The organism is Streptomyces sp. NPDC097595 (assembly GCF_044761525.1).
Taxonomy (GTDB): Bacteria; Actinomycetota; Actinomycetes; order Streptomycetales; family Streptomycetaceae; genus Streptomyces; species Streptomyces drozdowiczii_A.
On the sequence record NZ_JBIWCN010000001.1, the window covers coordinates 509,138 to 534,726 of the forward strand.

Annotated in this window: 30 protein-coding genes; 15 read left to right on the forward strand and 15 right to left on the reverse strand. The window is 71.0% G+C overall.

Going from position 1 to position 25,589, the window contains the following annotated elements; all coding sequences use genetic code 11:
• Positions 1-243: 243 nt before the first annotated feature.
• A complete protein-coding gene (locus ACIQZN_RS02220) occupies positions 244-2,658 on the reverse strand; it encodes an ABC transporter (RefSeq protein WP_403987110.1) in 2,415 nt (804 codons plus the stop codon).
• A 72-nt stretch (positions 2,659-2,730) separates the two neighbouring features.
• Between ACIQZN_RS02220 and ACIQZN_RS02225 the strand changes: the two genes are divergently transcribed.
• Positions 2,731-3,216 (forward strand): hypothetical protein, encoded by a 486-nt coding sequence (locus tag ACIQZN_RS02225; RefSeq protein ID WP_403987113.1) that lies wholly within the window; start codon positions 2,731-2,733, stop codon positions 3,214-3,216.
• 36 nt (positions 3,217-3,252) lie between these two features.
• On the opposite strand, the gene ACIQZN_RS02230 is transcribed toward ACIQZN_RS02225, so the two are convergent.
• Complete coding sequence (locus ACIQZN_RS02230; protein ID WP_403987116.1) at positions 3,253-3,468, reverse strand: dodecin; 216 nt, start codon at positions 3,466-3,468, stop codon at positions 3,253-3,255.
• Positions 3,469-3,669: 201 nt separating this feature from the next.
• On the opposite strand from ACIQZN_RS02230, the gene ACIQZN_RS02235 reads away from it, so the two are divergent.
• Positions 3,670-4,926: an extracellular solute-binding protein gene (locus ACIQZN_RS02235; protein ID WP_403987119.1), complete on the forward strand. Its 1,257-nt coding sequence runs from the start codon at positions 3,670-3,672 to the stop codon at positions 4,924-4,926.
• Positions 4,927-4,983: 57 nt separating this feature from the next.
• On the opposite strand, the gene egtD is transcribed toward ACIQZN_RS02235, so the two are convergent.
• From egtD to egtA, 4 genes are read right to left on the reverse strand one after another with little or no spacing between them, the layout of a single operon-like run.
• A complete protein-coding gene (egtD, locus tag ACIQZN_RS02240; protein WP_403987122.1) occupies positions 4,984-5,946 on the reverse strand; it encodes an L-histidine N(alpha)-methyltransferase in 963 nt (320 codons plus the stop codon).
• A complete protein-coding gene (egtC, locus tag ACIQZN_RS02245) occupies positions 5,943-6,698 on the reverse strand; it encodes an ergothioneine biosynthesis protein EgtC (protein WP_403987125.1) in 756 nt (251 codons plus the stop codon). The genes egtD and egtC overlap by 4 nt, the downstream gene beginning before the upstream one ends.
• Positions 6,698-8,032, reverse strand: coding sequence for an ergothioneine biosynthesis protein EgtB (gene egtB / locus ACIQZN_RS02250; RefSeq protein WP_403987128.1), 1,335 nt, complete (start codon positions 8,030-8,032; stop codon positions 6,698-6,700). The genes egtC and egtB overlap by 1 nt, the downstream gene beginning before the upstream one ends.
• Positions 8,029-9,345, reverse strand: coding sequence for an ergothioneine biosynthesis glutamate--cysteine ligase EgtA (gene egtA / locus ACIQZN_RS02255; protein WP_403987130.1), 1,317 nt, complete (start codon positions 9,343-9,345; stop codon positions 8,029-8,031). Before egtA ends, egtB begins: the two co-directional genes overlap by 4 nt.
• Positions 9,346-9,492: 147 nt before the next feature.
• Here egtA and ACIQZN_RS02260 point away from each other — a divergent pair, with 147 nt between their 5' ends.
• A complete protein-coding gene (locus ACIQZN_RS02260; RefSeq protein WP_403987133.1) occupies positions 9,493-10,320 on the forward strand; it encodes a TIGR02452 family protein in 828 nt (275 codons plus the stop codon).
• Between the two features lie 46 nt (positions 10,321-10,366).
• On the opposite strand, the gene ACIQZN_RS02265 is transcribed toward ACIQZN_RS02260, so the two are convergent.
• Positions 10,367-10,831: a type II toxin-antitoxin system PemK/MazF family toxin gene (locus tag ACIQZN_RS02265; RefSeq protein WP_403987136.1), complete on the reverse strand. Its 465-nt coding sequence runs from the start codon at positions 10,829-10,831 to the stop codon at positions 10,367-10,369.
• Positions 10,832-10,907: 76 nt separating this feature from the next.
• On the opposite strand from ACIQZN_RS02265, the gene ACIQZN_RS02270 reads away from it, so the two are divergent.
• Positions 10,908-11,930 (forward strand): LacI family DNA-binding transcriptional regulator, encoded by a 1,023-nt coding sequence (locus ACIQZN_RS02270; RefSeq protein WP_403987139.1) that lies wholly within the window; start codon positions 10,908-10,910, stop codon positions 11,928-11,930.
• 44 nt (positions 11,931-11,974) lie between these two features.
• Complete coding sequence (locus ACIQZN_RS02275) at positions 11,975-12,310, forward strand: hypothetical protein (protein WP_403987142.1); 336 nt, start codon at positions 11,975-11,977, stop codon at positions 12,308-12,310.
• Positions 12,311-12,343: 33 nt separating this feature from the next.
• Here the strand turns inward: ACIQZN_RS02275 and trxA are convergent, their stop codons facing one another.
• Positions 12,344-12,730 (reverse strand): thioredoxin, encoded by a 387-nt coding sequence (gene trxA, locus ACIQZN_RS02280; RefSeq protein WP_403987145.1) that lies wholly within the window; start codon positions 12,728-12,730, stop codon positions 12,344-12,346.
• Positions 12,731-12,849: 119 nt separating this feature from the next.
• Between trxA and ACIQZN_RS02285 the strand changes: the two genes are divergently transcribed.
• On the forward strand, positions 12,850-14,286 hold the full coding sequence (locus ACIQZN_RS02285; RefSeq protein ID WP_403987148.1) for a dihydrolipoyl dehydrogenase family protein: 1,437 nt from the start codon (positions 12,850-12,852) through the stop codon (positions 14,284-14,286).
• A gap of 68 nt (positions 14,287-14,354) precedes the next feature.
• On the opposite strand, the gene ACIQZN_RS02290 is transcribed toward ACIQZN_RS02285, so the two are convergent.
• Entirely contained in the window at positions 14,355-15,233 is an 879-nt protein-coding gene (locus ACIQZN_RS02290; RefSeq protein ID WP_403987151.1) for a family 16 glycosylhydrolase, read from the reverse strand.
• Between the two features lie 172 nt (positions 15,234-15,405).
• Positions 15,406-16,008, reverse strand: coding sequence for a histidine phosphatase family protein (locus ACIQZN_RS02295; protein ID WP_403987154.1), 603 nt, complete (start codon positions 16,006-16,008; stop codon positions 15,406-15,408).
• 261 nt (positions 16,009-16,269) lie between these two features.
• Between ACIQZN_RS02295 and ACIQZN_RS02300 the strand changes: the two genes are divergently transcribed.
• Positions 16,270-16,485 carry a CbtB-domain containing protein gene (locus tag ACIQZN_RS02300; protein WP_018099889.1) on the forward strand — a complete coding sequence of 72 codons (216 nt, stop codon included), beginning with the start codon at positions 16,270-16,272 and terminating at the stop codon, positions 16,483-16,485.
• 32 nt (positions 16,486-16,517) lie between these two features.
• A complete protein-coding gene (locus ACIQZN_RS02305) occupies positions 16,518-17,297 on the forward strand; it encodes a CbtA family protein (RefSeq protein WP_403987158.1) in 780 nt (259 codons plus the stop codon).
• A gap of 64 nt (positions 17,298-17,361) precedes the next feature.
• Here ACIQZN_RS02305 and ACIQZN_RS02310 read toward each other — a convergent pair whose 3' ends face one another.
• Positions 17,362-17,856: a GNAT family N-acetyltransferase gene (locus tag ACIQZN_RS02310; RefSeq protein ID WP_403987161.1), complete on the reverse strand. Its 495-nt coding sequence runs from the start codon at positions 17,854-17,856 to the stop codon at positions 17,362-17,364.
• A gap of 53 nt (positions 17,857-17,909) precedes the next feature.
• Positions 17,910-18,257, reverse strand: a complete 348-nt coding sequence (locus tag ACIQZN_RS02315; RefSeq protein WP_403987164.1) for a tetratricopeptide repeat protein — start codon at positions 18,255-18,257, stop codon at positions 17,910-17,912.
• A gap of 121 nt (positions 18,258-18,378) precedes the next feature.
• On the opposite strand from ACIQZN_RS02315, the gene ACIQZN_RS02320 reads away from it, so the two are divergent.
• Positions 18,379-19,344, forward strand: coding sequence for a pirin family protein (locus tag ACIQZN_RS02320; protein ID WP_403987167.1), 966 nt, complete (start codon positions 18,379-18,381; stop codon positions 19,342-19,344).
• A gap of 467 nt (positions 19,345-19,811) precedes the next feature.
• Positions 19,812-20,903 (forward strand): TIGR02391 family protein, encoded by a 1,092-nt coding sequence (locus ACIQZN_RS02325; protein WP_403987170.1) that lies wholly within the window; start codon positions 19,812-19,814, stop codon positions 20,901-20,903.
• A 189-nt stretch (positions 20,904-21,092) separates the two neighbouring features.
• Here ACIQZN_RS02325 and ACIQZN_RS02330 read toward each other — a convergent pair whose 3' ends face one another.
• Positions 21,093-21,230 carry a hypothetical protein gene (locus ACIQZN_RS02330; RefSeq protein WP_403987173.1) on the reverse strand — a complete coding sequence of 46 codons (138 nt, stop codon included), beginning with the start codon at positions 21,228-21,230 and terminating at the stop codon, positions 21,093-21,095.
• Between the two features lie 161 nt (positions 21,231-21,391).
• Positions 21,392-22,330: a GlxA family transcriptional regulator gene (locus ACIQZN_RS02335; RefSeq protein ID WP_403987176.1), complete on the reverse strand. Its 939-nt coding sequence runs from the start codon at positions 22,328-22,330 to the stop codon at positions 21,392-21,394.
• 199 nt (positions 22,331-22,529) lie between these two features.
• On the opposite strand from ACIQZN_RS02335, the gene ACIQZN_RS02340 reads away from it, so the two are divergent.
• From ACIQZN_RS02340 to ACIQZN_RS02360, 5 genes are all read left to right on the forward strand, one after another.
• The gene (locus ACIQZN_RS02340; RefSeq protein WP_403987179.1) at positions 22,530-23,219 is read left to right on the forward strand and encodes a DJ-1/PfpI family protein; all 690 of its coding nucleotides are present in this window, start codon (positions 22,530-22,532) and stop codon (positions 23,217-23,219) included.
• A gap of 63 nt (positions 23,220-23,282) precedes the next feature.
• On the forward strand, positions 23,283-23,600 hold the full coding sequence (locus tag ACIQZN_RS02345) for a hypothetical protein (protein ID WP_403987182.1): 318 nt from the start codon (positions 23,283-23,285) through the stop codon (positions 23,598-23,600).
• Entirely contained in the window at positions 23,597-24,073 is a 477-nt protein-coding gene (locus tag ACIQZN_RS02350) for a DUF2269 family protein (RefSeq protein WP_403987185.1), read from the forward strand. Before ACIQZN_RS02345 ends, ACIQZN_RS02350 begins: the two co-directional genes overlap by 4 nt.
• A gap of 2 nt (positions 24,074-24,075) precedes the next feature.
• Positions 24,076-24,372, forward strand: a complete 297-nt coding sequence (locus ACIQZN_RS02355) for a DUF3817 domain-containing protein (protein WP_403987187.1) — start codon at positions 24,076-24,078, stop codon at positions 24,370-24,372.
• A 359-nt stretch (positions 24,373-24,731) separates the two neighbouring features.
• The gene (locus ACIQZN_RS02360; protein ID WP_403987190.1) at positions 24,732-25,250 is read left to right on the forward strand and encodes an IS5 family transposase; all 519 of its coding nucleotides are present in this window, start codon (positions 24,732-24,734) and stop codon (positions 25,248-25,250) included.
• Between the two features lie 14 nt (positions 25,251-25,264).
• Here the strand turns inward: ACIQZN_RS02360 and ACIQZN_RS02365 are convergent, their stop codons facing one another.
• On the reverse strand, positions 25,265-25,528 hold the full coding sequence (locus tag ACIQZN_RS02365; protein WP_403987193.1) for a hypothetical protein: 264 nt from the start codon (positions 25,526-25,528) through the stop codon (positions 25,265-25,267).
• Between the last annotated feature and the right edge of the window lie 61 nt (positions 25,529-25,589).

Consider the following 25,589-nt stretch of genomic DNA (forward strand, 5'->3'; position numbering starts at 1 on the left):
CAGCTCCCAGCGGGGTGGGACAACGGGCGGATGCACGGCTCGGCCGCGCCCGGTGAGGGGCGCGGCCCGTTCCTGTGATTCCCGGCCGGGGGTCACATGCCGCACGGCGACGTACGACCGTGTGGCATGCCCATGATTGGTATGGACCAGATAACTGTCAACATTCTTTACTGTTTCATTTCTCTTCCCCGCACTGCCCGCCAACCAGTAGGACGCGCGCCGGAGTTGAGGTGGATCGACCGCTCAGGCAAGCCCCAGAGTCGCCCGCAGATACCCCGCCGTGCGGCTCTCCGGCGCCCGCGCCACCTCCACCGGAGGCCCCTCGGCCACGATCCGGCCGCCCCGGTCACCGCCGCCCGGACCGAGGTCGATCACCCAGTCCGCGCCCGCGACCACGGCCATGTCGTGCTCCACGACCACCACCGTGGAACCCGCCTCCACCAGCCCGTGCAACTGCCGCATCAGCACCTCGACATCGGCCGGATGAAGCCCCGTCGTCGGCTCGTCCAGGAGGTACAGCGTGCGACCCCGGCGCGTCCGCTGGAGCTCCGCCGCCAGCTTGATCCGCTGCGCCTCGCCGCCGGACAGCTCCGTCGCGGGCTGCCCGAGCCGCAGATAGCCGAGCCCCACGTCCAGCAGCGTCCCCAGGCTGCGCGCGGCCGCCGGTGTCTGTGCGAAGAACCCGGCCGCCGACTCCACGGTCAGGTCCAGCACCTGGGCGATGTTCAGCCCGCGCAGCGTGACCTCCAGCGTCTCCGGGTTGTACCGCGCGCCGTGACAGTCCGGACAGGGCGCGTAGGTGCTCGGCAGGAACAGCAGCTCCACCGAGACGAACCCCTCGCCCTGGCACGTCTCGCACCGCCCGCCGGTCACGTTGAACGAGAACCGACCCGCCCGGTACCCCCGCTCCCGGGCCAGGGGCGTGGCCGCGAAGAGCTTGCGCACCACGTCGAAGAGACCGGTGTACGTGGCCAGGTTGGAGCGGGGCGTACGGCCGATGGGGCGCTGGTCGACCTGGACGAGCCGGTCCACCGCGTCCAGCCCCTCGGCGCGGGCGTATCCGGTCACGGGCCGTTCCTGGTCCTCCGAGGCGCCCCGCAGGTCCGCCAGCGCCCCCGCCAGCACCTGCCCCACCAGCGTCGACTTGCCGGAACCGGAGACCCCGGTCACCGCCGTGAACACCCCCAGCGGGAACGCCGCGTCCACCCCGCGCACATTGTGCCGCTCCACCCCGAACAGCCGCAGCCACCCCGAGGGCGCGCGGACCTCGCGCGGCGCGGGCGGCGCGTCCGGGAACAGGAAGCGCCGGGTGGCCGACTCCGCGACCCCGGCGAGCCCGGCGGGCGGCCCGCTGTGCAGCACCCGGCCGCCGTGCTCACCGGCCAGCGGCCCGACGTCCACGAGCCAGTCCGCCCGCCGCACCACGTCCATCTGGTGCTCGACCACGAAGACGGTGTTCCCGGCCTCCTTCAGCCGCCCCAGCACCGCGAGCAGCGCCTCGGTGTCCGCCGGGTGCAGGCCGGCGGACGGCTCGTCCAGGACGTACACCACGCCGAAGAGCCCCGCGCGCAGCTGGGTCGCCAGCCGCAGCCGCTGGAGCTCACCGGAGGAGAGCGTGGGCGCCGTGCGGTCCAGGCTCAGGTAGCCGAGGCCCAGTTCGGTGACGGTCCCGATGCGGGCGAGGAGGTCCGCCGTCAGCACCCGGGCGGTCCCGTCGCCGCCCGCCGCCGCGAGCACACCGGCGAGTTCGGTGAGCGCCAGGCCCGCGAGCTCCGCGATGGTGCGCCCCGCGAAGGTCACAGCCATGGCCTCCGGCCGCAGCCTGCTGCCCCCGCACACCGGGCAGGGCTCGCTGCTCAGGAAGCGCTCGGCCTTCGCCCGCAGGGTGGCGCTCTTCGAGTCGGCGAACGTGTGCATCACATAGCGCCGCGCGCTCATGTACGTGCCCTGGTAGGGCCGTTGGATGCGTCCCGCCTCGCGCACCGGATGGACGGTCACCACCGGCTGCTCGTCGGTGAACAGGATCCACTCCCGGTCGGCCGGGTCCAGTTCCCGCCACGGGCGGGCCACGTCGTAGCCGAGCGCGTCCAGCACATCGCGCAGGTTCTTGCCCTGCCAGGCCCCCGGCCAGGCGGCGATCGCACCGTCCCTGATCGACAGGTCCGGGTCCGGGACCAGCAGTTCCTCGCTGGTGCGGTGGACCCGGCCGAGGCCGTGGCAGCGGGGGCACGCGCCGACGGCGGTGTTCGGCGAGAAGGCGTCCGAGTCCAGCCGTTCGGCCCCCTCCGGATAGTCCCCGGCCCGCGAGAACAGCATCCGCAGCGAGTTGGACAGCGTCGTCACCGTGCCCACGGACGACCGGGCACCCGGCGCCGATCTGCGCTGCTCCAGCGAGACGGCCGGCGGCAGCCCGGTGACCTCGCCGACGGCGGGCGCGCCGACCTGGTGGATCAGCCGCCGCGCGTACGGGGCGACGGACTCGAAGTAGCGGCGCTGGGCCTCCGCGTAAATCGTGCCGAAGGCCAGCGAGGACTTGCCCGAGCCGGAGACGCCGGTGAAGACGGTGAGGGTGTCGCGGGGGATGTCGACGTCGGCGTTCCGCAGATTGTGCTCGCGGGCGCCTCGGACCCGGACGTACGGATCGTGGGGCGAGGTCATGGGGGAGAGGTCTCCGTGCTCGGTGGTCGTGCCGGTTGGGCGGGCCGGGCCGCCGCTTGGTTTGCTGGCCGCATGAGAAACGACAGCCGGCCGGTGGCCGTGTTCGATCTTGACGGTACGCTCGCCGACACCACGCACCGCCAGCACTTCCTGGAGGGCCGCCGGAACTGGGCCGCCTTCTTCGCCGCCGCCGTGGACGACCCGCCGCTGGACGAGGGCGTACGGCTGGCGCTGAGCACTGCCGAGGAGTGCGAGATCGTCTACCTCACCGGGCGGCCGGAGCGGTGCCGCAAGGACACCGTGGCCTGGCTGGCCCGTGCGGGGCTGCCCGAGGGACGGCTGCACATGCGGCGCGACGACGACCGCCGGCCGGCGCGCAGGACCAAGCTGGAGATCCTGGAGCGGCTCGGCCGCGACCGTACCGTGCGCATGCTCGTGGACGACGACGAGCTGGTCTGCGACGCCGCCGAGCTGGCCGGATTCACCGTGGTGCGGGCCCGCTGGACCTCGGCCTCGCCCGCGCTGAAGGACGCGCAGGAGCGTGAGGGGCGCACCTGAACCGGCCTCGCCCGCGCGGGGTGACGGGCCGTCGCGTCACTTCGGTTCGTCGAGCCGGAAGCCCACTTTCAGGCCGACCTGATAGTGCGCGATCCGGCCATTCTCGATCTGGCCGCGCACCTGTGTGATCTCGAACCAGTCGAGATTGTGCAACGTTTCCGAGGCTCTTGCGACACCGTTGCGAATCGCCTCGTCCACGCCCTCCTGGGAGGTTCCTACGATTTCGGTGACGCGATACGTGTGATTTGACACGGTTTGACTCCTCTCGTTCCTACCAAGGTGCCCTACCTCGGCCCGGTTCGCGAGGGATCGCGGACATCGCGCATGTCCGTGACGGAGCTTGACCAAAGTATTGGTCCATACCAAAATCCAGCCACGCCCGTGCGAGCGCAGCCCGCAGTCCCCCACACCGGGTCCGCAAATTTCGTCCTGCCGTTCCGCAGAAGGTGAATCGTGAAAAACCGCATGCTCGTCGGAGCTGTCGCCCTTGTTTCCACTGTTGCGCTGGGTGGCTGCGGCGTGATCCCCGGCACCGGCGGCTCCAGCGGCAAGAAGGTGACGATCTGGCTGATGAAGGACAGCGTTACCGCCGACTTCCTGGACCGTTTCAAGAAGTCGTACGAGGACGAGCACTCCTCGGTCGAACTGGAGTTCAAGATCCAGGAATGGGGCGGCATCGGCCCCAAGGTCCTGGATGCGCTCGCCGGCAAGGACACCCCCGACGTCATCGAGGTCGGCAACACCCAGGTCGCCCAGTACGCCGAGAGCGGCAACCTGCGCGACCTCACCCTCGAATCCATGCGTGACCTGGGCAGAGAGGACTGGCTGCCCGGTCTCGCCGAGCCGGGGAGCATCGGCGGCGTCCAGTACGGCATCCCGTGGTACGCGGCCAACCGCGTAGTGATCTACAACAAGGACATCTTCGAGGACGCGGGCATCAAGAACCCGCCGAAGACCCGCGCGCAGTGGATCGCCGACACCGGGAAACTAAACAGCGACGGAATCCAGGGCATGTATCTGCCCGGCCAGAACTGGTACGTTCTCGCCGGGTTCATCTGGGACGAGGGCGGGCAACTCGCCGGCGACGAGGACGGCGACTGGGCAGGCGCTCTCGACACGCCCGCCGCGCTCAAGGGCATGCAGTTCTATTCCGAGCTCCAGGCACTGGGCAACGGGCCCAAGGACGCCGACGAGGAAAAGCCCCCGCAGGCCAATGTGTTCGCCGAGGGGAATGTCGCCCAGATCATCTCCACGCCCAGCACGGCGACTCTGATCGAGAAGGCGAACCCCGAACTCAAGGGCAAGCTCGGCTACTTCCCGATACCCGGCAAGACCGCCAAGGCGCCCGGCTCGGTGTTCACCGGCGGTTCCGACCTGATCGTGCCCCGGAAGTCCGGCCAGCGCACCGCCGCCTACGAGGTCATCAAGGCGCTGGCCGGGGCCAAGTGGCAGGAGGACCTGGCCAAGACGATGAGCTACGTCCCCAACAAGCCCGCCCTGGCCCATGTCATCGAGGGCGAGGAGAGCACCGCCGCGATGGCCGAGGGCGCCACGCGCGGCCACGCGACCCCCAACTCCCCGCAGTGGGCCGCGGTCGAGGCCGACAACCCGATCAAGACGTACATGACGGCGGTCCTCCAGGGCGGTGACCCGGCGACCGAGGCGAAGACCGCCTCCGACAAGATCACCGGGGTGCTTGCCGGCAGCTGACCCCCGGCGCGGGTACGGGACCGGACACCGCCGGCCCCGTACCCGTACCGCGGACGGTCAGTCCACCGTGGACAGGGACAGCGCGAACCTGTCCTCGGAGTCCGTCCACCAGTGGGCCAGCCGGAGCCCCGCCGCGGCCAGTTCGCCACGCACCCCGTCCTCGCGGAACTTCGCGGACACCTCGGTACGCAGCTCCTCACCCGCCTCGAACGGCACCACCAGATCCAGTTCCGGGATCTTCACCGTCAGGGACCGGCGGGCCCGCAGCCGCATCTCGATCCACTCCTCGCGCGGATTCCACCGCGCCACATGCGCGAAATCCTCCGGTACGAAGTCCGCGCCCAGCTCCCGGTCGACGACCGACAGCACGTTACGGTTGAACGCAGCCGTCACCCCCGCCGCGTCGTCGTACGCCGCGACCAGCACCGCCTCGTCCTTCACCAGGTCCGTGCCGAGCAGCAGCGTGTCCCCGGGCACCAGCAGATCGCGTACCGACTTCAGGAACACCGACCGCTCACCCGGCAGCAGATTGCCGAGGGTGCCGCCGAGGAACGCCACCAGCCGGGGCCCGGGCGTCTCCGGCAGCGTGAGTCCGGCCGTGAAGTCGGCGATCAGCGCGTGTACGGACAGCCCAGGCCGCTCCGCCATCAGAGCCTCCGCCGCCCCGCGCAACGCGCTCTCGCTGACGTCGACCGGCACATAACTGTGCAGGTCCGCCAGCGCGTCCAGCAGATGACGGGTCTTCTCCGACGAGCCGGAACCCAGCTCGACCAGGGTGCGGGCGCCGGAAGCGGCGGCGATCTCGCCCGCCCGGTCGATCAGGATCTCCCGCTCCGCACGGGTCGGGTAGTACTCGGGGAGCCGGGTGATCTCCTCGAACAGTTCGCTGCCCCGGGCGTCGTAGAACCACTTGGGCGGCAGCGTCTTCGGGCGCCGGGACAGACCGTGCAGCACATCGGCGCGCAGCGCCGCGTCCGTCGCGTCCTCGGGCAGGGTGCGGGTCAGCAGGAAGGGCTTCACGTGCGGGGCTCCTTCAGCGGGGTCAGCAGGACGTCTCCGGCGGTCGCGGTCAGCAGGGTGCGGTCGGGCACCTCGGACCAGCGGGGATCGTCGTCGTACGGCTCCGAGGCGACGACCGTGTGCCGGCCGGGCTCGGTGAGATGCCACAGGGTGTCGCCCCAGGCGGTCGCCACGATGGTGCGGCCGTCGGTGAGCAGCAGGTTGAGCCGGGAGCCCGGCGCCGCCTCCGCCACCTCCGGCACGGTGTCCGCCACGGCCTGCGCGAGCGCGTCGCCCTCCGCCAGCCGGTGCCGCACCAGCGCCCACACCAGGGCGGAGTCGCTGCGCGCCGCGAGCCGCAGCAGTTCGGCCGGCGGCAGGGTCGCCGCCACGGAGGCCATCGAACCGGGCCAGCCCTTCACCGCGCCGTTGTGGCTGAACAGCACCCGGTCCGCGGCGAACGGCGCCGCGGCCGCCTCGCCGTCCGGATCCGCGCCGGTCGCGTCCCGGACCGCGGCGAGCAGGGCGTGGCTGCGGACCACCCGGACCAGGTCGGCGAAGGTCTGGTCGCCCCAGACGGGGCCCTGGCGGCGGTAGCGGCCCGGGACCGGGTCGCCCTCCGCGTACCAGCCGACCCCGAAGCCGTCCGCGTTGACCGTGCCGTAGCGCTGCCGGCGGGGCTCCCAGGACTGCCGCACCAGGGAGTGTGCCGGGCGCGACAGCAGCTCGCCCAGGGCGACCGGCGGCCCCAGGTAGGCGAGGTGCCGGCACATCAGAGGTCCCTCGCGGTCCGGAACCCCGCGAAGATCTGCCGCCGGACCGGCAGGTCCCAGTTGCGGAAGGTGCCCCGGCAGGCCACCGCGTCCACCGCGAACGAGCCGCCCCGCAGCACCTTGTGCTCCGGGCCGAAGAACACCTCCGAGTACTCGCGGTACGGGAACGGCGCGAACCCCGGGTACGGCAGGAAGTCGCTCGCCGTCCACTCCCACACGTCACCGATCAGCTGACCCGCCCCGCACGGCGCCCGCCCGGCCGGGTACGCACCGGCGGGCGCGGGCCGCAGATGGCGCTGCCCCAGATTGGCCCGCTCCGGCGTCGGGTCCTCGTCGCCCCACGGATAGCGGCGCGAGCGCCCGGAGACCGGATCGTGGCGTGCCGCCTTCTCCCACTCCGCCTCGGTCGGCAGCCTGCGGCCCGCCCAGCGCGCGAACGCGTCGGCCTCGTACCAGCTGACGTGCACCACCGGCTCGTCGTCCGGCACCGGCTCGGTCACCCCGAAGCGCCGCCGCAGCCACTGCCCGGCGTCCCGGTGCCAGAACAGCGGGGCGCGCAGCCCGTGCTCCCGGACCATCGCCCAGCCGTCGGGCGCCCACCAGCGCTGCTCGCCGTAGCCGCCGTCCTCGACGAACGCCCGGTACGCGCCGCACGTCACCGGGGCCGTGTCGATGACGAACCCGGGAACGTCCCGCCGGTGCGCGGGGCGTTCGTTGTCCAGGGCCCACGGCTCGGCCGACGTGCCCATGGTGAACGGGCCGCCGGGCACCAGGACCTCGGCGGGCAGCGCCGCGACGTCGTCCGGCGCGCGCGGCGGCTCCGGGGCCGTCAGCGCGGCAGGACCCGACCGCAGCTGATGCGTGATCAGCATCGTCTCGTCGTGCTGCTGTTCGTGCTGCGCGATCATTCCGAAGGCGAACCCGGACCTGACCAGTGCGGGCCCGTCACCCAGCGGCGCCGACTCCAGCACGTCCAGCGCCCTGCCGCGCACCTCGGAGGCGTACGAGCGGGCCTCCTCGGGCGCCAGCAGCGGCAACGAGGGACGGGCGGCGCGCGGGTGCTCGAAGGCGTCGTACAGCCCGTCGATCTCCGGGCGCATCGCCTCCCGTCCCGCCACACCGCGCAGCAGCCACAGCTCCTCCTGGTTGCCGATGTGCGCCAGGTCCCAGACCAGCGGCGACATCAGCGGCGAGTGCTGGGCCGTCAGCTCGTGGTCGTCCACGCTGTCGGTGAGGAGCGCGGTGCGCCTGCGCGCGGTGAGCAGCGCGGCGAGCGCGTGCTCGCGCAGCGCCTCGGCGTCCCCGGCGTGCGGGGGCGCGGGGGATTCGGTCATGACAAGGTCCCCTTCGGATGGGCCGGGCGGCGCGCCCCGCCCGTGGTGAGCAGGTCCCGCAGGTCGTCGGCCGGGCATCTGCCCCGGGCGACATAGCGGTCGTGGAAGCCGGCGACCGCGTCCCGTACCGCGACGCTCGCGCCCAGCCGGGGCAGCGCCTCCAGTGCGAGCCGGAAGCAGACGTCCGCCGCCTGGCGCAGCTCCGGGTCGGCCAGGCCGTCGCGGGCGGCCGCGGTCCACAGCGGATTGCGCGGAGCGGCGCCCGCCCCGGCCGTCTCGGCGAGCGGCTTCACGGTCCGGTACACCGTCTCCGCGGCCTCCGGGTCGTCGAACAGGGCGGTCGTGACGGCAAGGGGCACGATCCAGCCGTCCGCACCGGACTGCGCGTCGATCATGCGCAGCTCCAGGTGCCCGCGCGGCCGGGCCGGCGGGAACAGCGTGGTGATGTGGTAATCGAGGTCGCTCCGGTCCGGCCGTCCGGGCTCTCCGGACCGGATCCAGTCGCGGAACGTGAGCCCGTCCGGCACCTGCCACGGCCCCTCGCCCCGTACGCACAGCACGGGGGTGTCCAGGACGTGCGCGGCCCAGGCGTCCCGGGGCGGCAGCAGCCCGTCGGGGGCCAGCGTCCGCTTCGGGTCCAGGTCGGCCCACAGTGCCTGACGGGTGGACCGCCAGGGGGTCGGCGCGCCCGCCCGGTACGGCGAGTTGGCGAAGGCCGCCACCAGGACGGCGCCCAGCAGATGGACCAGCTGCCAGCGCCGCGCGTACCCGAGCGGGCCGGGCTCCTCCTCCCCGGCGTCCAGGCAGACCTGGACGGAGGCGGTGGTGCACATCATGGCGCGGCCCGCCGGGCCCCACCGGTCGAGGGCCTGCTCCATGGCCTCGTACCGGGGCTCGCGCAGGAGCCGGCGCGGGGTCTGCCAGGGATCGACGCCCAGGCCGGCCGGAGCGAGGCCCAGCCCGTCGAGGGCGGTACGTACGGCGGTGAGGTCGGCGGCGGTGTCCTCGACACACGCCATCAGGGAAGCGGCGGGGCGCGAGCTGAGTTCCAACTGTCCGCCGGGTTCGAAGGTGAGCGCCGCGCTCAGGGGCAGCGCCCGGACGGCCGTTGCGGCCGCCTCCAGCAGGTGGGGCGGGACGGTGCGGTGCGGTTGGTCACGGTCGTGCAGGAGCCATTCCAGCTCGACGCCCACCGCGCGCGGCGGCCCCGTCTTGAAACAGATGCCGCGCAGTAAATCCTCCGCCTCGCCCTCACCGAGGGGCGGGGTCTGACCGGGTGGCGGACCATGGCCGCCGGGTGTCTCGGATGACATGCCGGGCCTCCTTGTTCCGGTGCGTCCGTCCTACCCAAACCGCTGCTGAGGCATCGCACAAGAGTGCCTTCTTCGCCGGAAATTCGATTGCGTGTCCGGGAGAAGAACGCCGACCATGCCCCGTATGCACCATAAGGGGGAGGGCTCATGAGCGCCCGGCTGCGCGGAATCGCGCGCGAAACGGAAGCCATCGTCCGGGCGGGTTCCTACCGCGCCGGAAACGGCCGCGACATCAGCATCGAGAAGGGTGTGGCGGCCGCCCTGGCGGGTACGCGGCTGTACGGCCCCGAGCCGGTTCCGGTGGCCGCGGACCGGGACCGGACCCCGGTCATCGAGGTCACCGGTGAGAGCAGCCTCCAGGCGGCCGCCCGGCTGACCCGCGAACGCCCCGGCGAGGTCGCCGTCCTGAACTACGCCTCCGCCCGCAACCCCGGCGGCGGCTACCTCAACGGCGCCCAGGCGCAGGAAGAGGCCCTGTGCCGGGGCTCCGCGCTGTACGCCTCGCTGCTGCGGGCGCCCGGCTTCTACGCCCATCACCGCGCCGAACGCGACGCGTTCTACACCGACCGGGTCATCCACTCGCCCGGCGTGCCGGTCTTCCGCGACGACCGCGGCCGGCTGCTCGACGCCCCGTACACGGCCGGTTTCCTCACCTCACCGGCCCCCAACGCCGGCGTCATCCGCGCCCGGACCCCGCAGGAGGCGCACCGCATCCCGGCCGCGCTGGCGTCCCGGGCCGAACGGGTGCTGGAGGTCGCTGCGGTGAACGGCTACCGCCGGCTGGTCCTGGGCGCCTGGGGCTGCGGCGTGTTCCAGAACGACCCGGCGGTGGTGGCCGGGGCCTTCCGTGCGCTGCTCACCGGGGAGGGCCGGTTCGCGGGCCACTTCGAGGAGGTCGTCTTCGGCATCCTCGGCCGCGACGACGATTCGCCCACCCGAGTGGCGTTCAACCGGGTGTTCGCCGCCCGGGGCTGACCCTCACCCTGAAGTCGAGGGTGAGGGCCGGTCCCGCCGGGAGCCCTCACGCCCAGCCGTAACGCTCCCTCAGCCGCTCGACGACCAGGTCGAACCTGGCCCGGTCCAGGGCGCACGCCTCGCGCCGCATCCCGTCCTCGTGGACCCGCAGGACCCGGTCCAGGTCCACCCAGGACGGACGCCCCGAGCTGTCCCAGGGGCCCGCGCCCAGCGCCACCCACTCCCGCTCCAGGTCGTGCTGCTTGCTGGACAGCTGCACGGCCAGCAGCGTGCCCTTCGCCTCCCGCGCCACGACCAGGACCGGCCGGTCCTTGCCGCGCCCGTCGTTCTCCTCGAACGGCACCCAGGTCCAGACGATCTCCCCGGGGTCGGGGGCGCCGTCCCGGTCGGGGGCGTACGAGGTGCGGACCTGCCCCACCTCGCGCGGATCGGCCTGGGCGGTGGCTGTGGAACCGGTCCGGCCCGGGAAGGCGGCCGGCTCGTCGTAACTGTCGCGGTGCTGGATCGTCATCGCCACACCCTAGGCGCTGCCCCCGCCCGGCCTGCGCGCCGGTGTGTCGCGGCGGTCTGGAAGACTGCCCGGAGCCATGAGCCAGTTACCCGATCAGCCCGCCGAAGGCCCCGTCCCGACCAGCGCCGATGTGGCGCGGCTCGCCGGCGTCTCCCGGGCCACCGTGTCCTACGTCCTCAACAACAACGCGCAGGTGCGGATCAGCGATCAGACCCGCCGCCGGGTACGGGAGGCCGCCGACGAACTCGGCTACGTACCCCACGCCGCCGCCCGCACCCTGCGCGCCGGTCACTCCCGGATGGTGCTGCTGCCCACCGGCAACCTGCCGACCGGCCCGCTGCACCTGCGCTTCCTGCGCGACCTGGAGGCGGGGCTACGGCGCCTCGACTACACGGTGGTCCAGTACGGCTCGCTCGGCCTCGGCGCCGACGACGCCGCCCGCGCCTGGGCGGAACTGCGCCCCGCCGCCGTCATCGTGCCCGGCTCCGTTCCCCTCGCCCCGCGCGGCACGGCCGTACTCCGGCGCTCCGGAGCCAAGGCCGTCATCACCCTGGGCCCGCACCCGGTGGAGGGCGCCCACGCCCTGATCATGGATCAGCGGGAGGTCGGCGGCTGCGCGGTGCGCCATCTGCTGGAACGCGGCCGGCGCCGCATCGGCGTGGTGATGCCCGAGGACCCCGCCACCGCGCTCTTCGCCGCCCCGCGCCTGGCCGGCGCCCGGGAGGCCGCGCTGAAGGGCGGCGCCCGCATCGAGGTGCTGCCGCTGCGCTACGAGGAGGAGTCGGCCGCGTCCCTGGCCGCCCGCTGGCCCGCGCTCGGCCTGGACGCCGTCTTCGCGTACGACGACACCTTCGCGATGCTCCTGATGCGGGCGCTCCAGGACGCCGGGATCGCGATACCCGCCGAGGCCGCCGTGGTGGGCGCCGACGACTCGATGCTCGGGCGGCTGCTGCGGCCGAGGCTCAGCAGCGTACGGATGGAGCTGGCGACCGCCCAGCCGCTGGCCGACCTGGTGGACCGGCTCGTCCGGCACCCCAGGACCCCGCCGGAACGGCACGACCTGCTGCGCGCCCGCGCCGTACGTCGGGAATCCAGCTGAACCGGCCCGACGACGTGCGCTGCGCACCACCCGTGCCTAGCGTCATGACCATGAGCGATCCACACAGCTACGAAATCCTCATCGTCCCCGAGTTCACCGACGACAAGGCCCCCGCGGCCGGAGAAGGCGCGACGGGGGCCAGCGTCAGGGGTGCGGCGGCCAGGGGCTCCGACGGCGGGGGACCGGGCGCCGCCATCCGGTCGGCCCTGGTCACCGCCACGGGTGAGACGGGCGAGACCGGCTACCCCCGGTACGCGGGCGACGGCATGGTGGCGGACATCGACCCCGGCACCAAGACCGTCGAGGGCCTGCTCGTCGACGGCTCGGAACTCGCGTACGGGCTCTCGGCCCGTGTCACGGAGCGCGGCACGGGCACCTGAGGCCGCCCGCCGGGGAAGGGAGGGGCGGCGGCCCTACTGCTGCCCCTCCGCCTTGCCCTTCTGCTGCTCGGCCTCGACGGCCTTGCGGACCTCGTCCATGTCCAGCTTCCTGGCCTGGCCGATGACGTCCTCCAGGGCCGCCTCCGGCAGCGCGCCGGGCTGCGCGAAGACCGCCACGTTGTCCCGGACGATCATCAGCGTGGGGATCGACCGGATGTCGAAGGCGGCCGCCAGCTCCTGCTGCGCCTCCGTGTCGACCTTGGCGAAGACCAGGTCAGCGTGGCGCTCGGACGCCGCGTCGTACACCGGGGCGAACTGCCGGCACGGGCCGCACCAGGAAGCCCAGAAGTCGATCAGGACGAACTCGTTGTCGCTGACGACCTGGTCGAAGTTTTCCTTGGTGAGCTCTACGGTGCTCATGCGTTGCTACCTCTTCCTGTGCCCGTATGAGACGTGTCCGGGTCAACGGTGCCCGATCTCGTGCTATTCCGTGCCTGCCCATGTGGCCGACGCCCACACCCCCGGACAGAATGGGCCGCATGACACATGGAGCGGAGCCTGTCGCGTACGACGTCGTGGTCATCGGAGCGGGTCCGGTGGGTGAGAACGTGGCGGACCGGGCCCGGGCCGCCGGGCTGACCACCGCCGTGGTCGAGTCGGAACTGATCGGCGGTGAGTGCTCCTACTGGGCGTGCATGCCGAGCAAGGCGCTCCTGCGCCCCGTCGTCGCCCGCGCCGACGCCCGCCGCGTGCCGGGGCTGAGCGGTGCCGTCCAGGGACCGCTGGACGCCGCCGCCGTCCTCGCCCACCGCGACGAGTACACCTCGCACTGGAAGGACGACGGCCAGGCCGCCTGGCTCGACGGGATCGGGGCCGACATCTTCCGCGGCCACGGCCGGCTGACCGGCCCCAAGCAGGTCACCGTCACCGCGCCGGACGGCACGGAACACCGGCTCACCGCCCGGCACGCCGTCGCCGTCTGCACGGGCAGCAGGGCCGTGGTGCCCGGCCTCCCCGGTATCGAGGACGCCCGCCCCTGGACCAGCCGCGAGGCGACGAGCGCCAAGGAGGTCCCCGGCCGACTCGTCGTGGTCGGCGGGGGAGTCGTCGGTGTGGAGATGGCCACCGTGTGGAACGCGCTCGGTGCGAAGGTCACCATGCTCGTACGCGGCGAGGGGCTGCTGCCCCGGATGGAGCCGTTCGCCGGGGAGCTGGTCGCCGAGGCGCTGACCGAGGCCGGAGCGGAGATCCGTACCGGTGTCTCGGCCACCGCCGTACGCCGCGCGGGCGGCGACGGCCCGGTCACCGTGGAGCTCGACGACGGCGGGAGCGTGGAGGCCGACGAGGTCCTCTTCGCCACCGGCCGCGCCCCGCGCACCGACGACCTGGGCCTGGAGACGGTCGGCCTGGAATCCGGCTCCTGGCTCACCGTCGACGACACCTGCCGGGTCGAGGGCACGGACTGGCTCTACGCCGCCGGCGACGTCAACCACCGCGCGCTCCTGACCCACCAGGGCAAGTACCAGGCCCGCATCACCGGCGACGCGATCGGGGCCCGCGCACAGGACAAGCCGCTGGACACCGCCCGCTGGGGCGCCCACGCGGCGACCGCCGACCACGCGGCCGTCCCGCAGGTCGTCTTCACCGACCCGGAGGCCGCGTCGGTGGGCCTCTCCCTGGCCGAGGCGGAACAAGCCGGCCACCGGGTCCGCGCCGTCGACTACGACCTCGCCTCCGTGGCCGGGTCCGGGCTGTACGCGGACGGCTACCGGGGCCGCGCCCGCATGATCGTGGACCTCGACCGCGAAGTCCTGCTGGGCGTCACCTTCGTCGGCCCCGGCATCGGCGAACTGCTCCACTCGGCGACGATGGCGGTCGCGGGCGAGATCCCCATCGACCGCTTGTGGCACGTGGTCCCGTCGTACCCGACGATCAGCGAGGTGTGGCTGAGGCTGCTGGAGACGTACCGGGGGTAGGCGCGCTGAGAGCGGCGGAGGTCCCGCCGGGCGTGCGCCCGGCGGGACCTCCGTGATCAGGCCGGTGATCAGGCCGGCGGTGCGCTGTCGCTGGTGGTGACGCGGACGTGGTCGACGACGAGTTCGCTGGGGAAGGCGGTGTTGCCGTCGGGGTCGCCGGGCCAGTAGCCGCCGACCGCCAGGTTGAGGATGAGGAAGAACGGCTTGTTGAACACCCAGGCGTTGCCGTTGGTGTCGGCCGGGGTGCGGTGCTGGTACACGTTTCCGTCGACCGACCAGGTGATGGAGTCGGGGGCCCAGTCGATGGCGAAGGTGTGGAAGTCGTCGGCGAACGCCTGGCCGTTCGGCAGGGTGTAGCCGGCGCCGATGCCGCCGGAGCCGGAGTAGCCCGGGCCGTGCAGGGTGCCGTGCACGGTGTCGGGTTCGAAGCCGACGTTCTCCATGATGTCGATCTCACCCGAGTTGGGCCAGCCGACCTGCCCGATGTCGTCGCCGAGCATCCAGAAGGCGGGCCACATGCCCTGTCCGCGCGGGATCTTCATGCGCGCCTCGACATGCCCGTAGGTTTGGGTGAACTTGCCGGAGGTGTTCAGACGCGCGGAGGTGTACTCGCAGGTGCCGTACCAGCACTGGTAGTTGGAGGGGTTCTCCTTGCGGGCGGTGATGACCAGGTGGCCCTGGCCGTCTAGGGCGGCGTTGTTGTTGCCGGAGGTGTAGTACTGCCGCTCGTGGTTGTCGACGTTGTCGCCGGTCTCGATCTGCCACTTACTGCCGTCCACGGCCGAACCGGCCGCACCGTCGAACTCGTCGGAGAACGTCGTCGCGGCGGCGGAGACCCCTTCCGGCTGCCTGGGGGCGCCCGACGCGAGGCCGGACGTCGTGGCGACCAGGGCGAGTACGGAGAGAGCGGGGACCAGGAGACGCCTGGTCAGGTGGGGGGAGTTCATGAACGTTCCTTCCCGTGCGGGACGGGGACATGTGATGCGTCATGCATATGACAAGTGGGGGCATGGCCATCACGTGGGGGGATGATGGTGCTTTAGTTCACTACGTGATTTAAGAAGTGAACCAACGGGGTGTCAAGGCTCCGGTACGGACAACAGTTCTTGCACATGCGGCTCATGGCGCGCCCCGGTCCACCTCCCGTGCGCCGGGCCCGCCGGTGAGCGGGCGCCCGACGCGGAGGTTCCAGCGCCCCGAGCGCCCGCTCAGCTCCGTCAGCGTGAGCGGGGCGACGTCGAGGCGCCAGAACGCCTGCGGCGGCAGCGCCAGCGCGTGGACCACGGACGCGCGTACCAGGGACGGTTCGGTGACGGCCAGCACCCGGCCGTCACCGGTCAGCGAGTCGAGCCAGGCCCCGGCTCTGGCGCACAGGCCGAGCAGCGACTCGCCGCCGTGCGGGGCGGCGGACGGGTCGGCCAGCCAGGCCGCGACCCCCTCCGGTTCCCGCGCGCCCACCTCGTCCAGTCGGAAGCCCGACCAGCGCCCCAACTCCCAGTCCCGCAAGGCGGGTTCCTCCGTCGAACGCAGACCCAGCGCCTCCGCGGTCCCGGCGCACCGCTCGGAGGACCCGTGCAGCGCCCGGTCCGCGCCCGGGACGTGCGGAGCGGCCAACCGGGCGGCCCGCACGCCCGACGCGTCGAGCGCGGCGTCACCGGCGAACCGGGCCTCGCGCAGCGCCGCGTTCATCGCTGGTGAGATCAACATCACCCGTACCGTCATGACCACCCTCAACTCCCGGAACATCGCCCCCACGGCCAAGCACACCATGGCATCCGGGCCCCGTGGACGGCTTGTAAGGGGCATGGCGGTGCCCGGTGCCCAGGGGGTATGGTCGCGGCGACATGACGAGGGTGTGACGGAAGTCCGGTGAGAATCCGGCACGGTCGCGCCACTGTGTACCCGCGCACGCGGGAAGTCAGACCCAGCACCTTCGTCTCAGGCACCACGATCGGGACGCGTGTTCCCACAGGAGGTTCTGCCATGGCGCAGACTGCTGCCCCTGCCACCGGCGCATCCGCCATCACCCCCATCTCCTTGAAGGCCATCGCCCCCTGGGCGGTCTTCTTCGGCATCCTCATGCTGGTCCTGCTCTACTTCGTCGGCGCCGAGCAGGGCGCCACGGCCGTCATCTCGGGCGAAGGCGTCCACGAGTGGGTCCACGACGGGCGCCACCTCCTCGGTTTCCCCTGCCACTGAACGTCCTACCGGCTGATCCAGGGGAATCCCACATGAACTCCATATCCGTCAGAGCCCTGTTGGTCCGCGGCATGCTGGCCGGCCTGGTCGCGGGCGCGCTCGCACTGGTCGTCGCCTACTTCCTCGGCGAATCCCGCGTGGACGCGGCCATCGCGCTCGAAGAAGCTGCCCACAGCGCCCACGGCCACGACCACGGCGCCGGCGAGGAACTCGTCAGCCGCAGCATGCAGTCCACCGCGGGCCTGGCCACCGGTGTACTCGTCTTCGGCGTCGCGGTCGGCGGCATCGCCGCGCTCGTCTTCTGTTACGCGCTGGGCCGGATGGGCCGGTTCGGGCCGAGGGCCACGGCCGCGCTGATCGCGGGCGCCGCGCTGGTGAGCGTGTACATCGTGCCGTTCCTGAAGTACCCGGCCAACCCGCCGGCCGTCGGCAACCCCGACACCATCGGCAAACGCACCGCGCTGTTCTTCCTGATGGTCGCCCTCAGCGTGCTGCTCGCGGTCGCCGCCGTCATTGTCGGCAAGCGGCTTGCCCCCCGCCTGGGCAACTGGAACGCGACGGTCGCGGCCGGGGCCGGCTATCTGCTGCTGATCGGCCTCGCCTACGTGTTCCTGCCGTCGATCAACGAGGTCGGAGCGGACTTCCCGGCCACGCTGCTGTGGCAGTTCCGGCTGGCGACGCTCGCGGTGCAGGCCACGCTGTGGACCACGTTCGGTCTGCTCTTCGGCCACCTCACCGAACGCCTGCTGGTGCCGAGCGCCGACGCGGTCGCGGACGGCCGGGCGGACCGGACCGCCGCCGCCGTGGGCTGACGGCCGCCGTACGCGCGCAACGGGCGGAGCCCGCCGGGTCCTCACCGGCGGGCTCCGCCCGTTTCTACGCCGTCCACTCGGCCAGGTAGTACTTCAGTGACGCGTCCTCACCCACGAGGCGCATCCCGGCCGCCGTCATGACGCGCTGCGAGGGGATGTTGTCGGCGTCGGCGTCCCCGCGTACCCGGGCGACGCCCTGTTCCCGGGCGAACCGGAGCAGCGCCCGAAGCGCCTCGGAGGCGTAACCCTGTCCGCGCACCGACTCCACCAGCCCGTATCCGACCGTGACACCGCCCCGGTCGTCCGGCGCGCCGTGGAAGCCGATGCCGCCGACGACCAGGCCGTCGGCGCGGAGCCGTATCTCGTACGAGCAGAACGGGCTGGGATCACCGGTGCCCAGGCAGGTCGCGAGGTAGCGCGCGGCGGCCCCCCGCTCGCCGGGGGAGGGGTAGCCGGGAGCCCAGCGCGCCCCGGCCGGCGGCGAACCGGCGGCGACGCGCTCGGCTTCGGCGGGGGTCATCGGGTGCAGGACCAAACGCGGCGTTTCAAGGTCGGTCATGGTCCTGTGGAGTATCACGCGGCCGTAGGTTCGGGCACCTGAAATACGCACGTCTACGCGGCCCCGAGGTCGCCGGACAGCGCGGCGGCGAGGCGCAGCTGCGTGTCCGCCTCGGCCTGCCGCCCCTGGCGCTCCAGGGTCCGGCCGAGCATCAGGCGGGCGTAGTGCTCCACCGGGTCGCGCTCCAGAACCGCCCGGAGCTCCGTCTCGGCCCGCCCGAGGCTCGCCGAGTGGTAGTAGGCGCGCGCCAGCAGCAGCCGGGGCGCGACCTGCTCGGGGACCTCCGCGACGAGGCCGTTCAGGATGCGGGCCGCGGTCGTGTACTCCTTCGCGTCGAAGAAGAACCCCGCGCGCTCCCAGCGCTCGGCGGCGGTGCCGAACTCGAAGTAGCTGTCGCTCATGTCGTCTCCTCGCTCCGGTGGTCGTCCGGTCCGCACAACACCGACAGGTCGTTTAACATTCCACTAATTATCCGGCGTGGGCACCACCCGCCCCCACCCGCAGCGGAATAGGTTGAGCGCCATGAGCAATCTCGATCGCCAGGCCGTCCCCTCTGTCTGCGGGGGCCGGGGTTTCGTCGTCGCGGAGCCCGTACGTGAACTGCTCGCGCCGCGCAAGGTGCGGCTCGGCGAGTCCACCGAGGTCCGCAGGCTGCTGCCCAACCTGGGCCGCCGGATGGTCGGCGCCTGGGCCTTCGTGGACCACTACGGCCCCGACGACATCGCCGACGAACCCGGGATGCAGGTGCCGCCGCACCCGCACATGGGCCTCCAGACCGTCAGCTGGCTGCACGAGGGCGAAGTCCTGCACCGCGACAGCCTCGGCAGCCTCCAGACGGTCCGCCCGCGCGAACTGGGCCTGATGACCTCCGGCCGGGCGATCAGCCACTCCGAGGAGAGCCCCAAGCAGCACGCCGCCCTGCTCCACGGCGCCCAGCTCTGGGTGGCGCTCCCGGACGCGCACCGCTTCACCGAGCCCCACTTCCAGCACCACAGCGACCTGCCCACGGTCACCGCGCCCGGCCTCACGGCCACGGTGATCCTGGGCGACCTCGACGGCGCCACCTCGCCCGGCACCGCGTACACCCCGATCGTCGGCGCCGACCTCTCCCTGACCCGGGGCGCGCGGGCCCGCCTCCCCCTGGACCCCGACTTCGAGTACGCCGTGCTCTCGATGTCCGGCGAGGCCGAGGTCGACGGCGTCCCGGTCCTCCCCGGCTCCATGCTCTACCTCGGCTGCGGCCGCACGGACCTCCCACTCCGCGCGGAGTCCGACGCGGGCCTCATGCTCCTGGGCGGCGAGCCGTTCGAGGAGGAGCTGATCATGTGGTGGAACTTCGTGGGCAGGACCCAGGACGAGATCGCTCGCGCCCGCGAGGACTGGATGTCCGGCGACCGGTTCGGCACGGTCCATGGTTACGACGGCCCGCCGATCCCGGCGCCCGCGCTGCCGGACGTGGCGCTGAAGCCGCGGGGGCGGGTACGTTGAGCTGCGGCTTTTCGCTTCTGACGGTTGTCGAGGTCATTTCGCGGCGGCCTCTGGGGAGCAGGGCGCGCAAGTCGACCGCGACAGCCCTGGAGAGGGCATCCGTCCAGGCGCGACGTTCTCATTTCTGTCAGTACGTTTCCTTGTGTGCCAGGACGGATGCTGACTCAATGCTGACTTTCCTGATTAGGCATCAGGTGGCTGCGCTCGTTGGTCTGGGGCCTCTGGGATGACGCTTGAACCACGGCACGGGTCCCACGGCGCTCTTCCTGGCCCGGCACGTCTACGTACTTCCCACCGCTGTCCGCGACGTCCACGCCGAGTGGTTGTGTGCGATCTGGTGTTGGTGGTGAGGGCTGCTCGCGACGAGGGCATCACTGCAGACTGGTGCGATTCCCACGTCGAGTCGCATTGGTCGCCCTGCCAAAAGGACTGACGCGCCAGATTTCAGAACGTGACAATGAGACGTGGTGAAAATACATGTCGCAGGTGTACAGAACCTGCCCGCACCGGCCGATGAAGCCCAGCAGGAACTGCTCTCAGTGGTCTGGGAACACTTCAGCTTGACCTTTGAGTGGCCGCCGTTCGCGTACGTCGACCGGCGACTTGATCAGAGTGGCATGGATGCTGTCGCCGCTCTGCAGAACATGCCGGCGGGACTGATGCAGGGTTTCCCTGATGTGTTTCGGCGAGAGCCCAGCGACGACGCGATGCTGCCCTTGACCATAGCGGGCGCTGCTCGCTCTCCTGGCTCTGCCGACCTCGTCCAGCTCTTCATATCGCTTATCCGCCGACTCGCCGAAACGGAGAAGCTCTGGCCGGCTGGACCGGGCAGGGAACGCCCCGCCCTGACTTCCGCCGAGGTCGCGTCCGACTTCGGCCTGCCCCCCAGCATGGCGGCACAGGAACTGCGCTTGGCCTTCCTGATCGCGCGATTCGAGCCGGGTGTTACCGGGTCGAGTTTTCCGCCGGAGGACCCCTCGGCGTGGACGCTGCATGCCGATCGCCGCATCCGTCCGTTCCGCGCAGTCCCGGACATTGGCGCTTACTGGCGTATTCGCTCCGCACTTCTGGCTCCTCCTGACGCGCTGGTCATCGATACCGCGCCGGACTCACCGCCTGCGCCGACTGACAGGGCGGCGCTCAGCACGTTCTCTCTGAACTGTGAGCTTCACCCAGCCGTCGCCACGGCCAGCGCAAAGCTGTACCGGGACGGCCATCTCGGTCAGGCCGTCATGCAGGCATTTCGAACGGTTGAGCATCGAGTGCAGAGTCTCACTGGGACTGCCGAGTCCGGCAAAAAACTCATGGGACAGGCATTCGGAGGTGACTCGCCCGCACTTCAGGTGACGCGTTCGACCAGTGCTGGCTCTCTCCGTAGCGAGCGGGAAGGATTCCGCGAGCTGTTCACTGGCGCGGTGGCTGCCTTGCGGAATGTACATGCCCATGGCGAGCACTTCGACGAGGACCCCGCAGAAGCAGTCGAGATGCTCGCCTTCGCCAGTTTCTTGATGCGACGCCTCGACCAGGCTGAACAGAAGTCGGCAGGGAGCGACTCATGAAGCAGCCTTCGAACGAGCTTGTGGCTGCGGTGGCAACGAGCCGGGAAGCGAGCTGTTCAGGCATCACCACACCGGCTTGACCGGCGAGCGGCATCGGTTGCGGCCGGGACTGGGTCCGTACGGTTCTGGGCGCAGAGCATGGACGTACGGACCCGCTGTTCCGGCAGAGTGGCAGAGCTGGCCCCGAGATCAGGGCAGGCTGTTCAGGCTCTCCGAGTAGGGCCTCGGGGCGTTTGCGGGGTGGCCGATGCGGCCGGCGGCGGACGGGACGGCGTCGATCAGGGCGAGGGTCTGGGAGCAGTATCCGATGAAGCGGTTCGACGACACCCTCCTCCTGCCAGCGTTCAAGCCTGCGCCAGCAGGTCTGCCCGGAGTTGAAGCCAGTTCCAGGGACAGTTGCTGCCACGAAAATGTGGCCTGCGCCACCTCGCAGGATCCTTTTGCGAGTTCTGTGCCTTTCGGGTAGGCAACGGATTTGCGTCACTGATTCAGCTGAAGGTGCGCCGGTAGGTCTGCGGACTGACGCCGGTGGTGCGTTTGAAGCGGTCGCGGAACGTGGTGGGCGACCCGAAGCCGACCTGGTCGCCGATGCGTTCCACGGAGTGTTCTGTGGTTTCCAGCAGGTGCTGGGCTTGGCGGATGCGGGCCCGATGGAGCCATTGCAGGGGGGTGGTGCCGGTCTGGTCGCGGAAGCGCCGGATCAGGGTCCGCGTGCTGGTACCGGACTGCGCGGCGATGTCGGCCAGTGTGAGGTCGCGGGCCAGGTTTTCTCTCAGCCAGGTAAGCAGTGCCTCCAGTTCGGAGCCCTGTGGTGCGGGCGTGTGGTCGTGGACGATGAACTGCGCCTGGCCACCCTCGCGTTCGAGCGGCATCACCGACAGGCGGGCGGCGTCGGCGGCGACCGCTGAGCCGTAGTCACGGCGGATCATGTGCAGGCACAGGTCCATGCCCGCAGCCGCGCCGGCCGAGGTGAGGAACTGACCGTTGTCGATGTAGAGGACGTTCGGGTCGACATCGACATCCGGGTACAGGGCGGCCAGAAGCCCCGCTGCGCTCCAGTGGGTCGTGCCGCCCAGTCCGTCGAGGAGGCCTGTGGAGGCCAGGGGGAAGGCGCCCGTACAGATGGAGGCGATCCGGGTCCCGTTGTCGGCGGCGGCCCGCAAGGCTTCATGGACGGCGGGGGACAGCGGGGCCGTGGGGTCGGTGACACCCGGCACGATGATCGTGTCGGCGTCCTGGAGGCCCTCCAGGTCCCAGGGGGCGCGCACTGCGAAGGCGCCGGCGTCGACCTCCTCGCGCTCGGCGCACACACGGATCTGGTAACCGGGGCGCCCGTCGGGCAGGCGAGTCCGCGAGAAGACCTCGATCGGCGTGGACAGATCGAAGGAGATCACATGGTCGAGCGCGAGAACAGCGACGGTGTGCATGGCCGGAACCCACCTCCTCACCGCTCAATGGAATCGGCCTGTTTTCTGCATACTCCCATGTCATAGCAAATCCCAGGCTCTCGAAGCCAGTGGCACTTTCCCGTTGAAAGCTGTCATTAATGCCACTATGCGCCCGGCTCTGCAGGAGGTTGGCTTTGATGCGTCCGCACTGAGAGAACACGCTTCCGAAGGAACACCCATGCACGTCCAGGTCGTCCTGTTCGATGGTTTCGACCCGCTCGATGTCGTCGCCCCCTACGAGGTGTTGTACGCCGGCGGCACGGCGTCGGGCGGCGCAGTGACCGTTGAGCTGGTCTCCATGGAGGGCCCCCGGGAGGTGGTCAGCGGCACCGGGGGGCTGACGCTGCGCGCTGCGGGGCCTCTCGACCTGGAGCGTGCGGACATGCTCCTGATCCCCGGCGCCTCCGGTCGCGTGGGCGAACCCGGCGAGGTCCCGGAACAGGAAGTGGGCGCCGGTGCATGGAAGCAGGACGAACTCATCCCGGTACTGCTGGGTCGCACACTGACAACCGGGCTCCCCGCGCTCCTCAAGCTGGCCATGCAGGACCCGGACATCACGGTCGCAACGGTCTGCGGTGGCTCGCTGGTCCTGGCCATGGCCGGCCTACTGGAGGGACGGCACGCCACCACCCACCACATGGGCCTGGACATGCTGGACGCCACGGGCGCCCACGCGGTCCGCGCCCGGATCGTGGATGACGGCGACCTGATCACCGGCGCCGGCGTCACCTCCGGGCTCGACCTGGGCCTGTACCTCTTGGAGCGCGAGGTCGGCCCCCGCGTCGCCCACGCCATCGAAGAACTCTTCTCCCACGAGCGGCGCGGCACCGTCTGGCGCGCCCAGGGCCCTACGCCCACCTCCTTCTAGGCAGCCGGCTGGTCGCGGGCCGACCGCTCACCATTCCCATGCAAAGTCAGGAAGAACCTCAGCATGTCCGTCGAAGGCACCTGGAACCTGTCCATCTCCACCCCCATAGGCAAGATCAAGGCCGTGGTCGAACTCCGTGAGCAGGACGGCACCCTGACCGGCGTCGCCCGAGGCGTCGGCGAGGACGTGCCGCTCGGCGACGTCAACCTCGACGGCGACCGGCTTACCTGGAAGCAGGCCGTCACCAAACCCATGCGGCTAAACCTGGCGTTTGACATGACGGTCGACGGCGACACCATCCGGGGCACATCCAAGGCCGGCCGCCTCCCGGCTTCGAAGGTCACCGGCGAGCGCCAGGCCCTCATGGAGCAGCAAGCATGACCAAGCTCCTGCTGTCCCTGCACGTGCTGGCGGCCATCGTCGCCGTCGGGCCGGTCACCGTCGCCGCAAGCATGTTCCCCGCCACGCTGCGCCGCGCCCTCGGGGACTCCGGCGATGCCGACGCCCGCGCGACCCTGCGGATGCTGCACCGTATCTGCCGCGTCTACACGGGAATCGGCATCGCCGTTCCCCTCTTCGGCTTCGCCACCGCCAGCAGTCTCGACGTCCTGGGCGACACCTGGCTGATCACCTCCATCCCGCTGACTGCCGCCGCCGCCGGCGTCCTGGCCCTGCTGATCCTGCCCGGGCAGGACCGCGCGCTGACCGAGACAACGAGCACCGCGTCGTCGCCACCAGCAGCGACACCCTGGACACCGGGCCGACTCGCGATGGCCACGGGCATCTTCAACCTGCTCTGGGCCACAGTCACCGTACTGATGATCATCCGTCCCGGCTCCACCACGGGGGTCTGACCATGCCCGTCCGGTCTCCGCGCCACCTGAGCGTCGCGGCACGCGCCGAACTGGTCTCCTTGATCGTGCTGCTCGCCAACTTGTTCACCGTCCATCTCAAGCCCGTCTCCTCGTTGACGGGCCCCGCGCACGGCTGCGCCTACCTGTTCGTGGTGATCGCGACCTGGCGCCTCAACCAGGCCCCGGCCGCCACCAAGGTCCTGGCCATCGTTCCGGGCATCGGCGGGCTGCTCGCGCTGCGGCAGCTGGACCGCGTCGATACGGTCGGCGTTCAGCCGGAAAAAGTCATCCCCTCATGAACCGGTGTGCCACCGATGACTGGCAGGTCTGGACCCGCCGCCACTCGGCCCACGATTGCCAGGCTCTGGGAGAACGCCTGGGGGAGTTCACCCCTTCCGTCGGTTCGGCACCGAGATCTGCCGCATCGTCTGCACGACCAACGCGATCGAGTCGGTGAGCGCCAGGATGCGGACCTGACGAAGTCGTTCGTGTTGTCGCGTGCGAAACAGTAGGCTCGCACGGCTCGAAAGATGCCAGACGTAGAAGGCCCGGCTTCCCCCGCACATAGCGTGGGGGTAGCCGGGCCGCCTTGCGGTGAGGGCTAGGACTTGTCCTGCCGATCATGTGACCACTCCCGGACCACGTCGTTGGTGTGGGCATGGGGCGGGGCGATCTGAGTGATGCTGAGTGGGAACGGTTGCGGCGCTCGCGCGGTGGGTTCACCACAAAGCTCCACCTGAGCGCGGACGGGCGCTGCCGCCCACTGTCCCTGACCGTCACACCAGGTCAGCGGGCGGACTGCACGCAGTTCGAGCCGATCCTGGAAAAGATCCGCGTCCCAAGACCCGGGCCGGGTAGGCCCCGCAAGAAGCCCGACAGCGTCGCTGCGGACACGGCTTACAGCAATGGGCCGTGCCGCGACTACCTGCGGCACCGCAACATCCGGCACACGATCCCGGAGAAGACCGACAGCCAGGCCGCCCGGCTGCGCAAGGGATCTCGCGGCGGGCGGCCACCCGAATTCGACGAAGACCGCTGCAAGAAGCGCAACACCGTCGAACGTGCGATCAACCGACTGAAACAGCACCGGACGGTGGCCACTCGCTACGACAAACGCCGCTACGTCTACCTCGGCACCGCAACCGTGGCAGCCATCGTCGTCTGGCTCCGAACCTGACGGCAAAACACACCTCAGTGGTCGCCCTCCGCCGGCCGCTGATGCCCACATGGGACCAGGTCGCCGTTCTTGTCGAAGACTTCGGCGTCGCTGCCCGAATTCACCCACACCGTGATGCCCTGATCATGCATAACCACGTTGAACGGCGAGTGCTCCGGGTCAGTCTCGGTCACGACGGTGAACGCTTCGCCCGGCCCCATCCAGTGATCAGTTCCCCACGGCTCAACCCACAGGCAGACCATGCTGCTGGTCTCGTTGCTCACACTCGTCTTGGCCACGCTCGCACCCTAACCAGCAACATGATCGGCCGGACAAGTCCTAACCGATGCACCAGCCGCC

Excerpts from the sequence above, each read along its gene's own strand:
- ACIQZN_RS02260 (WP_403987133.1), top strand. The coding sequence starts at position 9,493 with ATGAGCGCCCGGCTGCGCGGAATCGCGCGCGAAACGGAAGCCATCGTC.
- ACIQZN_RS02220 (WP_403987110.1), bottom strand. The coding sequence starts at position 2,658 with ATGACCTCGCCCCACGATCCGTACGTCCGGGTCCGAGGCGCCCGCGAG.
- ACIQZN_RS02335 (WP_403987176.1), bottom strand. The coding sequence starts at position 22,330 with ATGCACACCGTCGCTGTTCTCGCGCTCGACCATGTGATCTCCTTCGAT.
- ACIQZN_RS02275 (WP_403987142.1), top strand. The coding sequence starts at position 11,975 with ATGACCATGAGCGATCCACACAGCTACGAAATCCTCATCGTCCCCGAG.
- egtB (WP_403987128.1), bottom strand. The coding sequence starts at position 8,032 with ATGACCGAATCCCCCGCGCCCCCGCACGCCGGGGACGCCGAGGCGCTG.
- trxA (WP_403987145.1), bottom strand. The coding sequence starts at position 12,730 with ATGAGCACCGTAGAGCTCACCAAGGAAAACTTCGACCAGGTCGTCAGC.
- ACIQZN_RS02225 (WP_403987113.1), top strand. The coding sequence starts at position 2,731 with ATGAGAAACGACAGCCGGCCGGTGGCCGTGTTCGATCTTGACGGTACG.
- ACIQZN_RS02360 (WP_403987190.1), top strand. The coding sequence starts at position 24,732 with ATGGGGCGGGGCGATCTGAGTGATGCTGAGTGGGAACGGTTGCGGCGC.
- ACIQZN_RS02305 (WP_403987158.1), top strand. The coding sequence starts at position 16,518 with ATGAACTCCATATCCGTCAGAGCCCTGTTGGTCCGCGGCATGCTGGCC.
- ACIQZN_RS02320 (WP_403987167.1), top strand. The coding sequence starts at position 18,379 with ATGAGCAATCTCGATCGCCAGGCCGTCCCCTCTGTCTGCGGGGGCCGG.
- ACIQZN_RS02315 (WP_403987164.1), bottom strand. The coding sequence starts at position 18,257 with ATGAGCGACAGCTACTTCGAGTTCGGCACCGCCGCCGAGCGCTGGGAG.
- ACIQZN_RS02295 (WP_403987154.1), bottom strand. The coding sequence starts at position 16,008 with ATGACGGTACGGGTGATGTTGATCTCACCAGCGATGAACGCGGCGCTG.
- egtA (WP_403987130.1), bottom strand. The coding sequence starts at position 9,345 with ATGTCATCCGAGACACCCGGCGGCCATGGTCCGCCACCCGGTCAGACC.
- ACIQZN_RS02345 (WP_403987182.1), top strand. The coding sequence starts at position 23,283 with ATGTCCGTCGAAGGCACCTGGAACCTGTCCATCTCCACCCCCATAGGC.
- ACIQZN_RS02270 (WP_403987139.1), top strand. The coding sequence starts at position 10,908 with ATGAGCCAGTTACCCGATCAGCCCGCCGAAGGCCCCGTCCCGACCAGC.
- ACIQZN_RS02300 (WP_018099889.1), top strand. The coding sequence starts at position 16,270 with ATGGCGCAGACTGCTGCCCCTGCCACCGGCGCATCCGCCATCACCCCC.
- ACIQZN_RS02285 (WP_403987148.1), top strand. The coding sequence starts at position 12,850 with ATGACACATGGAGCGGAGCCTGTCGCGTACGACGTCGTGGTCATCGGA.
- ACIQZN_RS02290 (WP_403987151.1), bottom strand. The coding sequence starts at position 15,233 with ATGAACTCCCCCCACCTGACCAGGCGTCTCCTGGTCCCCGCTCTCTCC.
- ACIQZN_RS02350 (WP_403987185.1), top strand. The coding sequence starts at position 23,597 with ATGACCAAGCTCCTGCTGTCCCTGCACGTGCTGGCGGCCATCGTCGCC.
- ACIQZN_RS02340 (WP_403987179.1), top strand. The coding sequence starts at position 22,530 with ATGCACGTCCAGGTCGTCCTGTTCGATGGTTTCGACCCGCTCGATGTC.
- egtC (WP_403987125.1), bottom strand. The coding sequence starts at position 6,698 with ATGTGCCGGCACCTCGCCTACCTGGGGCCGCCGGTCGCCCTGGGCGAG.
- ACIQZN_RS02355 (WP_403987187.1), top strand. The coding sequence starts at position 24,076 with ATGCCCGTCCGGTCTCCGCGCCACCTGAGCGTCGCGGCACGCGCCGAA.
- ACIQZN_RS02310 (WP_403987161.1), bottom strand. The coding sequence starts at position 17,856 with ATGACCGACCTTGAAACGCCGCGTTTGGTCCTGCACCCGATGACCCCC.
- ACIQZN_RS02265 (WP_403987136.1), bottom strand. The coding sequence starts at position 10,831 with ATGACGATCCAGCACCGCGACAGTTACGACGAGCCGGCCGCCTTCCCG.